The following is a 6,485-nucleotide window of genomic DNA, read 5'->3' as shown; positions in this document are numbered from 1 at the left end:
CTCCTCGCCATAGCCGGACGGCGGCACGATGGTCACGAGGGTCGCGTCCTCGCCACGCGACAGCGTCTTCACGCCGGTCGGCAGCTTGACGTCGGAGACGTGCAGCGAGTGGTTGATTTCCAGCGCGCTGACATCGGCCTCAATGAACTGCGGGATGTTCTCCGCGAGGCACTCGAGCTCGAGCGTGTGGGTCACGATGTTGACCGTGCCGCCACGCTTCACGCCCGGCGAGCCTTCCGAGCCGACCACGTGCAGCGGCACGCTGACGCGAATGGTCGCGCCCTGGCCGAGCCGCATGAAGTCGACGTGGATCGGGAAGTCCTTGACCGGATCGAGATGGAAGTCGCGCGGGATCACCCGGTGCTTCTTGCCGTCGAGGCTGATGTCGAAGATCGTGGTCAGAAACCGGCCGGCGAGGATGCGCTGGCGCAGCTCGCGGTCTTCCACCGAGATCGGCAGCGGGGGCTGGTTGTCTCCATAAATCACTCCGGGCACTCTCCCGGCGCGACGCTCTGCCCGTGCGGCCCCCTTGCCGACTGACGGACGGGCGGTCGCCTTCAGTTCTCTGACGGTCGCCATCGTGTTAAGTCCTTGTTTTAAAAAGTTAAAGGCCGCAATGCGGCCCGTTGCTGGACGTCCTTCGGCAAGCCTCCAGGGGTGCGGGGGCCGCGGACGTGGCGGGGTTCTAGCGGCAAACCGCGGAAATGACAAGGAATGAAGGGACCTGCGGCCCCTTCCTTGCGCGGCGGTCCGGTTCGCCCCGGCGTCAGCCGTCGGCGCTGCCGGCCCCCGGCTGGCCGCCGGCCGACCCAGCCAGCTTGGCCTCCAGCGCCGCGATCCGGGCCTTCAGCGCCTCGTTCTCCTCGCGGGCGAGCCGGGCCATGTCCTTGACCGCCTCGAACTCCTCGCGCTTCACGATGTCCAGGTCGTTCAGGATCTTTTCGGCCTGGTTGCGAATGACCGAATCGACCTCGCGCTTCATGCCCTGGGCGGCGCCGGCGGCGTCGTTCATCAGGCGGCCGATCTCGTCGAAAAACCGGTTGTTGGTCTGGGTCATGCTCAAACTCCGCTGGCGCGACGCGCGCGATCACACAATGGCGATCCGGCCCGCCGGCTTCAAGATGGGCCCGTCTTGTCACGCCCCGGTTTCCTTGTCATCGTACTTGTGAGGCCGGCTCGCCCTGCGGCATAAGCGGCCCGCGATCCTCTCGCGCCAGGCCCGCCCCTGCGACAGGGCCTGTCCGAAACTCGCCTCGTCCACGTGCATGCTGAAGCGGGACGGCGGTCCAAGAAACCCTCGATCCAAGCCCTCGATCCAAGCCCTCGATCCAAGCCAACGATCCGAGCCCCTCGAACAAAGTCACGGAATGACGCCTCTCCTCATCGACTTTCCCGTGTTCGATCCGGTTGCGATCGCGATCGGCCCGTTCGCGATCCGCTGGTATGCGCTGGCTTATATCTGCGGCATCGTCATCGGCTGGCTCTACGCCCGCTCGCTGCTGAAGAAGGAGCGGCTGTGGGGCGGCCCGGCGCCGATCTCGCTGCTCCAGCTCGACGACTTCATCCTGTGGGCCACCGTCGGGATCATCCTGGGCGGCCGCACCGGCTATGTGCTGTTCTACAACCTGCCGTTCTTCGTCAAAAACCCGCTCGAGATCTTCCAGCTGTGGAACGGCGGCATGTCGTTCCATGGCGGCTTCATGGGCTGCGTGGTCGCCGTGATCTGGTTCGCCCGCCGCAACGGCCTGCCGATCCTGTCGCTCGGCGACATCACCACCGCGGTCGCGCCGATCGGCCTGCTGCTCGGCCGCATCGCCAATTTCATCAACGGCGAATTGTGGGGCCGCGCCGCCGATGCGAGCGTGCCCTGGGCGATGATCTTTCCGCGCGACCCGAGCCATCTGCCGCGTCATCCGAGCCAGCTCTACGAGGCCGGCCTGGAAGGCATCGCGCTGTTCATCGTGCTCGCGATCATGATCCGGCTCGGCGCGCTGAAGCGGCCGGGGCTGATCCTCGGCAGCTTCATCGGCCTCTATGGCACGGCCCGCATCGTCAGCGAATTCTTTCGCGAGCCTGACGTGCAACTCGGCTTTCTCTGGCGCGGCCTGACCATGGGCATGGTCCTGTCGCTGCCGATGCTGATCGTCGGCGCGATCCTGGTGATCCGGGCGCTGCGCAAGCCCGAGGTGCATCACGCCACGCCCTCGCTGCAGGTCCAGCCGTGATCGAAACCTCGCCGCTCCACACCGAGATCAAGCGCCTGATCAAGGCGTCCGGACCGATGCCGGTCTGGCGCTACATGGAGCTGTGCCTGGTGCATCCGGAGCACGGCTACTACATCTCGCGCGATCCGCTCGGACGCGAGGGCGATTTCACCACTGCGCCGGAAGTGAGCCAGATGTTCGGCGAGCTGCTCGGGCTGTGGGCGGCCTCGATCTGGAAGGCGGCCGGATCGCCGCAGCAGTTCCGGCTGATCGAGCTCGGGCCGGGGCGCGGCACCATGATGTCGGATGCGCTGCGCGCGCTGCGCGTGCTGCCGCCGCTGTACCAGACCATCTCGGTGCATCTGGTCGAGATCAATCCGGTGCTGCGGGAAAAACAGAAGGCCACGCTCACCGGCCTGCGCAACGTCAACTGGCACGACAGCTTCGACGAGGTGCCGGAGGGACCGAGCGTCATCTTCGCCAACGAATATTTCGACGTGCTGCCGGTGCACCAGATGGTGAGGCGCGAGACCGGCTGGCACGAGCGCGTGGTCGAGCTCGACGAGGAAGAGAACTTCGTCTACGGCGCCGCCGCCGATCCGACGCCGGGCTTCGAGCTGCTGCTGTCGCCGCTGGTGCGCGCCGCGCCGGCCGGCGCGATCTTCGAATGGCGGCCGGATACCCAGATGATGGCGATCGCCCGCCGCCTGCGCGAGCAGCGCGGCGCCGCCGTCATCATCGACTATGGTCATGTCCGCAGCGACGTCGGCGACACCTTCCAGGCGATCGCGCGGCACAGCTTCGCCGATCCCTTGAAGACGCCGGGCCTCGCCGACATCACCGCGCATGTCGATTTCGACGCGCTGTCGCGCACGGCGGAAGCGGTCGGCGCGCGTGTGCACGGCCCGGTCACGCAGGGCGAGTTCCTGCAGCGGCTCGGCATCGAGACCCGCGCGCTGACGCTGATGCAGAAGGCTTCGCCGGAGGTCTCCGCGGACATCGCCAGCGGATTGAAGCGGCTGATCGGCGGCGGCCGCGGCGGCATGGGATCGCTGTTCAAGGTGCTCGGCGTGTCCGATCCGTCGATTCCGGTGCTCGCCGGCATCAGCGACGAGCACACCAACGAGAAGACGGGAGGCGCATGATGCTGGTCTCATCGGATGTGATGTCCGCCATTCCAGGCCTGCGCCATGCGTTCTTCACCCGCGAGGGCGGCGTCTCCGACGGCATCTATGCCGGGCTCAATGGCGGCCTCGGATCGAGCGACGTGCCGGAGAACGTCCGGGAAAACCGCCGCCGCATGGCCGCGCAGCTCGGCGTTGGGCCGGAGCAGCTTCTCAGCCTGCACCAGATCCATTCGCCCGATGTCATCGTCGCGACCGGGCCGTGGGACGGCGCCGTCAGGCCGAAGGCCGATGCGCTGGTCACAGCGACGCCGAACGTGGCGATCGGCGTCACCACGGCGGATTGCGGGCCGATCCTGTTCGTCGATCCCGAGAAGCGCGTGATCGGCGCGGCGCATGCGGGCTGGAAGGGCGCGCTGACCGGCGTGCTCGAAGCGACGCTGCAGGCCATGGAGGAGCTCGGCGCCGAGCGCGGCCAGATCATCGCGGCGATCGGTCCGCTGATCCGGCAGCCGAGCTACGAAGTCGGACCTGAGTTCGTCACCCGCTTCATCGATGACGATGCCGAGCATGCGCGCTTCTTCCTGCCGGCCGAGCGGGACGGACACGCGATGTTCGACCTCGGCGGCTTCATCCGGATGCGGCTCGAGAACGCCGGCGTCCTGCTGATCGACGACCTCGGCCTCGACACCTATGCCGACGAGCGCTTCTTCAGTTACCGCCGCTCGGTGCACCGGAAAGAACCGGACTACGGCCGGCACGTGCACGCGATCATGCTCGAGGGCTGAAGCGGGGCGACATTGTGGCCGCATGTGGATTGCTTAACCCTTTCTGTACAACTGAGTGCACTCTGTCCCGTTCTGTGGCAGCCGCGACCTAGACGTTAATCGATTTTAACGATATCGCTCCCGATGATGAGGGGAGCGCCGACACCACTTGAACTGATCAGCCGCGCCGCGCAGCACGCCTGCGTTGCCGCCGTGCTGATCGTGTCCGCCGCATCGCTCGGCGGCTGCGCCAGCAGCGGCGGCGGTGGTCCGGCCAACGCCTACGCGATGGCGCCGTCGTCGGATGGTGCCACGATCGCGTTCGAGCAGATCGACGGCCCGCCGCCGCAGATCTTCGATCGCATGGTCGGCGTGCTCGACAGCGAGTCGAAGCTGCGCAGCCTCGCCGTCGTCTCGCGCGAGGCGCCCGCGGCCTATCGTGTCCGCACCTATCTCTCGGCGCAGGTCGTGAACGGCAAGAGCGTGGTCGCCTGGGTGTTCGACGTCTACGACCGCAATCAGCAGCGCGCGCTGCGCCTGTCCGGCGAGGAGCCGATCGGCCGCGGCGGCCGCGATGGCGGTCGCGATCCTTGGGCCGCGGTCGACGACATGGTGCTTCGGAAGATCGCGCAGGCCGGCTTCAGCGGGCTCGCCAACATGCTGAACGGCACGCCGGCCGACAGCGCGCCGGCGGCCCCCGCCAGCCGTGGACCTGCCGTCGCAGCCGCCGAGCCTGAATCGCCCAAATCCGCATCCGCCATGTCCGACGGCAGCAGCGTCGCCGCCCTCGGCTACACCGACCATTAGGCAAACAGGCGCAATTTGCGCCGTTTTTTGACCTGGAAAACACCCGCGGCGGGTTGCCATGCGCGCGGTGTCCTTGATATCACCTCGCCCGTAGAAAACCGCCGGTTCCACGGATAACCCGATATGCTCAACAAGGTCTCCAGCGAACCGCGAGGAGAAATCGCGATGTCGGCCAAGAACGGCTCTATCAAGCTCGTTGCCGGCAACTCCAACCCGCCGCTGGCCGCTGCGATCGCCAGCGAACTCGGACTGGCGCTGACCAAGGCCGTGGTCCGGCGCTTCGCCGACATGGAGATCTTCGTCGAGATCCAGGAGAACGTGCGCGGCTCCGACGTCTTCATCATTCAGTCGACGTCGTATCCGGCGAACGACCTGCTGATGGAACTGCTGATCATCACTGATGCGCTGCGCCGCGCCTCTGCGCGCCGCATCACCGCCGTGGTTCCGTATTTCGGCTACGCCCGTCAGGACCGCAAGTCGGGCTCGCGCACGCCGATCTCGGCCAAGCTGGTCGCCAATCTGATCACGCATGCCGGCGTCGACCGCGTCATGACGCTCGACCTGCATGCCGGCCAGATCCAGGGCTTCTTCGACATCCCGACCGACAATCTGTTCGCCGCGCCGCTGATGGTGCGCGACATCAAGGATCGCTTCGATCTCTCCAACGTCATGGTGGTCTCGCCCGACGTCGGCGGCGTCGCGCGCGCGCGTGGCCTCGCCAAGCGCATCAACGCCCCGCTCGCCATCGTCGACAAGCGCCGCGAGCGTCCCGGCGAGTCCGAGGTGATGAACGTGATCGGCGACGTCTCGGGACGCACCTGCATCCTGATCGACGACATTGTCGATTCCGGCGGCACGCTGGTGAACGCCGCCGATGCGCTGCTGAAGTACGGCGCCAAGGACGTCTATGCCTACATCACCCATGGCGTGCTCTCCGGCGGCGCCGCGACCCGCATCAGCTCGTCGCGGCTGAAGGAGCTCGTCATCACCGACTCCATCCTGCCGACCGAAGCGGTCCGCAGCGCCCCGAACATCCGCGCCTTGCCGATCGCCCCGCTGATCGCCGAAGCCATCGGCCGCACGGCGGCGGAAGAGTCGGTGTCGAGCCTGTTCGACTGAGGGGGATGGACTGAGCCTGTTCGACTGATCCAGGTCGAACGGGACAGCTTGCGATGCCAGGGAGATGCAGGCCGGGCTGTCCCGGCGACCACTGCTGTCGTCCCGGCGAACGCCGGGACCCATACCCCCAGGGAGTGGATTGAGGCACGCTGGCCGTTAGCCCTTTGCTCATCATGACCGCCGCGGCGTATGGATCCCGGATCGGCGCCGCACCGCGCTGCCGCGTGTTGCGGCTTGTCCGGGACGACAGTGGAAGTTGCGGCGCATTCACGGCTCCAATTACGATCCGCAGGCTCGAACCATCGTCGTCACTCTCGTAGCCCGGATGAGCGTAGCGATATCCGGGTTCACACGAGCCGTGCGCTTGAACCCGGATGTCGCTGCGCTCATCCGGGCTACGCGGATACACCTCCGCGATCTCGCGGCGCATGTCGCGTCCGAGCTTTGCTGCTAGGCATCGCCCT

General features: G+C 66.8%; 7 protein-coding genes. 5 read left to right on the top strand and 2 right to left on the bottom strand.

Annotation, left to right across the window (positions count from 1 at the left end; genetic code table 11):
* A partial coding sequence (locus tag BRAS3809_RS31175; protein ID WP_083839201.1) for a 50S ribosomal protein L25/general stress protein Ctc occupies positions 1-579 on the bottom strand: 579 nt, incomplete at its 3' end.
* A 187-nt stretch (positions 580-766) separates the two neighbouring features.
* Entirely contained in the window at positions 767-1,057 is a 291-nt protein-coding gene (locus BRAS3809_RS31170) for an accessory factor UbiK family protein (RefSeq protein WP_008965998.1), read from the bottom strand.
* 310 nt (positions 1,058-1,367) lie between these two features.
* Between BRAS3809_RS31170 and lgt the strand changes: the two genes are divergently transcribed.
* The 5 genes from lgt (at position 1,368) to BRAS3809_RS31145 (ending at position 6,021) form a co-directional block, all read left to right on the top strand.
* The gene (gene lgt, locus BRAS3809_RS31165) at positions 1,368-2,225 is read left to right on the top strand and encodes a prolipoprotein diacylglyceryl transferase (RefSeq protein WP_008965996.1); all 858 of its coding nucleotides are present in this window, start codon (positions 1,368-1,370) and stop codon (positions 2,223-2,225) included.
* Complete coding sequence (locus tag BRAS3809_RS31160; protein WP_008965995.1) at positions 2,222-3,349, top strand: class I SAM-dependent methyltransferase; 1,128 nt, start codon at positions 2,222-2,224, stop codon at positions 3,347-3,349. The genes lgt and BRAS3809_RS31160 overlap by 4 nt, the downstream gene beginning before the upstream one ends.
* A gap of 20 nt (positions 3,350-3,369) precedes the next feature.
* Positions 3,370-4,116, top strand: coding sequence for a peptidoglycan editing factor PgeF (gene pgeF / locus BRAS3809_RS31155; protein ID WP_008965994.1), 747 nt, complete (start codon positions 3,370-3,372; stop codon positions 4,114-4,116).
* Between the two features lie 123 nt (positions 4,117-4,239).
* On the top strand, positions 4,240-4,902 hold the full coding sequence (locus tag BRAS3809_RS31150; RefSeq protein ID WP_008965993.1) for a hypothetical protein: 663 nt from the start codon (positions 4,240-4,242) through the stop codon (positions 4,900-4,902).
* A 165-nt stretch (positions 4,903-5,067) separates the two neighbouring features.
* The gene (locus BRAS3809_RS31145; protein WP_008965992.1) at positions 5,068-6,021 is read left to right on the top strand and encodes a ribose-phosphate pyrophosphokinase; all 954 of its coding nucleotides are present in this window, start codon (positions 5,068-5,070) and stop codon (positions 6,019-6,021) included.
* Positions 6,022-6,485: the final 464 nt, after the last annotated feature.

This window comes from Bradyrhizobium sp. STM 3809, assembly GCF_000239795.1.
Lineage (GTDB): Bacteria > Pseudomonadota > Alphaproteobacteria > Rhizobiales > Xanthobacteraceae > Bradyrhizobium.
Note: the sequence above shows the minus strand (reverse complement) of the source record. Positions and strands in the feature narration are given on the sequence as shown.

Excerpts from the sequence above, each read along its gene's own strand:
- BRAS3809_RS31170 (WP_008965998.1), bottom strand. The coding sequence starts at position 1,057 with ATGACCCAGACCAACAACCGGTTTTTCGACGAGATCGGCCGCCTGATG.
- lgt (WP_008965996.1), top strand. The coding sequence starts at position 1,368 with ATGACGCCTCTCCTCATCGACTTTCCCGTGTTCGATCCGGTTGCGATC.
- pgeF (WP_008965994.1), top strand. The coding sequence starts at position 3,370 with ATGTCCGCCATTCCAGGCCTGCGCCATGCGTTCTTCACCCGCGAGGGC.
- BRAS3809_RS31150 (WP_008965993.1), top strand. The coding sequence starts at position 4,240 with ATGATGAGGGGAGCGCCGACACCACTTGAACTGATCAGCCGCGCCGCG.
- BRAS3809_RS31145 (WP_008965992.1), top strand. The coding sequence starts at position 5,068 with ATGTCGGCCAAGAACGGCTCTATCAAGCTCGTTGCCGGCAACTCCAAC.